At 75.8% G+C, this 2124-nt stretch carries 1 protein-coding gene; it reads right to left on the reverse strand.

The annotated features are described in order from the left end of the window. Positions 1-2124 (reverse strand): amino acid adenylation domain-containing protein (locus tag VR45_RS41220; RefSeq protein WP_045945114.1); only part of this gene is annotated, 2124 nt, incomplete at both ends.

The raw sequence follows: 2124 nt of genomic DNA on the forward strand, positions 1-2124 counted from the left end.
CCGTCGATCCGGCCGAGGAACTCGATCGCGCCGTCCGCCCGGCGGCGCACCAGGTCGCCGGTGCGGTACATCCGAGTGCCCGGCGTGAACGGGTCGGCGACGAAGCGCTCGGCGGTCAGCGCGGCGCGGCGCCAGTAGCCCCGGGCCAGGCCGGCCCCGGCGATGTACAGCTCGCCGGGCACGCCGGGCGGCACCGGCTGGAGGCGGGCGTCCAGGACATGGGTGCGCATGTTGTCCAGCGGGCCGCCGATCGGGGCCCGGGCACCGTCCAGGTCGGCCGGGAGGAGGTGGTGGTGAGTGGCGAAGGTGGTCGCCTCGGTGGGCCCGTAGACGTGGGCGAGCAGCAGCTCGGGGCAGTGCTCCAGGACCCGGCGCATCAGGGTGCCGGAGGCCGCCTCGCCGCCGGTGCAGACCGTCCGCAGGGCGCGGAAGGTCTCCGGGGCCTGCTCGGCGACCAGGTCGAACAGCGCCTTGGTGAGGAAGACCGCGGTGACGCCGTGCCGGGTGGCGACGGTGTGCAGGGCGGCCGCGTCCATGGTGCCGGGCGGGGCGACGACGACGGTGCCGCCGTGCAGCAGCGGCGTCCACAACTCGTAGGTGGCGGCGTCGAAGGCGTGCGGGGAGTGCAGCAGGACCCGCTCGTGCCGGCCGTCGCGCCAGCGGCGGTCGTCGGCGAGGTCGACCACGTCGCGGTGGCGGACCGCGACGCCCTTGGGGGTGCCGGTGGAGCCGGAGGTGAACATCACGTAGGCGAGCCGGTCCGGGTGGACGGGCAGGCCGGGGTCGTGGTCGGGCGCCCCCGCCTCGTCGCCGGGGCGGACCACGACGGCCTCGTGGGCGAAGCCGGGCTCGGCGCGGTCGGTGATCAGCACGGGCGCGGCGGTGTCGGCGAGCAGCGCGGTCATCCGCTCGGGCGGCAGGCTCGCGTGCATCGGCACGTAGCAGCCGCCGGCCTTGAGCACGGCGAGGGTGGCGACGACCAGGTCCGCCGAGCGCTCCATCAGCAGCGCGACCGGGGACTCCGGGCCGACGCCGGCGGCGATCAGGTGGTGGGCGAGCCGGTTGGCGCGGGCGTCGAGTTCGGCGTAACCGACCTCGCCGCCGTCGTGGGCGAGGGCGATCGCGTCCGGGGTGCGGGCGGCCTGTGCCGCGAACAGCTCGGGCAGCGAGCCGGTGCGGACCGGCGCGGCGGTGGCGTTCCAGTCCTCGGCGAGCCGGGCGCGCTCCTCGGGGGCGAGGATGTCCAGGGTGCCGATCGGCGCGGCGGGGTCGGCGGCCGCGGCGGCCAGCAGCCGGCCGAAGCGCGCGAACAGCCCGTCGACGGTGGCCCGGTCGTACAGGTCGGCCGAGTACTCGACCGAGCCCTCCAGCCCGGCCGGGGTACCGTCCTGGTCGTGCCGCTCGGTGACGCCGATGTTGAGGTCGAACTTGGCGACCCGCAGACCCAGTGGTTCGGGCGCCGACTCCAGCCCGGGCAGGCCGAGTTCGCCCTCCTCGTGGTTCTGCAGCACCAGCAGGGTCTGGAACAGCGGGTGGCGGCCGAGCGCGCGGGCCGGGTTGACCTCCTCGACCAGCCGCTCGAACGGCACGTCCTGCTGGGCGAAGGCGTCCAGCTGGGCCTCCCGGACCCGGCCCAGGAGTTCGGCGAAGGACGGGTCGCCGGACGTGTCGGTGCGCAGCACCAGGGTGTTGACGAAGAAGCCGACCAGGTCGTTCAGGGCCTCGTCGGAGCGGCCGGCCACACCGGTGCCGAGCGGGATGTCGGTGCCGGCGCCGAGCCGGGTGAACAGCGCGGCCAGCCCGGCCTGGAGGACGGCGAACAGGGTGGAGCGGTGGCGGCGGGCCAGGTCGGCCAGCGCGGTGTGCAGTTCGGGGCCGAGGGTGAACGGGACGGCGTCGGCGGCGCCGGTCGGCACGGGCGGCCGGGGGCGGTCCACCGGCAGCTCCAGCTCCTCCGGCAGACCGGCCAGGACTCCTCTCCAGTGGTCGAGCTGACGGCTCATCAGGCTGAACGGGTCGGACTCCTCGCCGAGCAGCTCGCGCTGCCACAGGGCGTAGTCGGCGTACTGGACCGGCAGCGGCTCCCAGTCCGGCCCGGCACCGGCGAGGCGGGCGGTGTAGGCG

It is taken from the genome of Streptomyces sp. NRRL S-495 (assembly GCF_000966955.1).
Lineage (GTDB): Bacteria > Actinomycetota > Actinomycetes > Streptomycetales > Streptomycetaceae > Kitasatospora > Kitasatospora purpeofusca.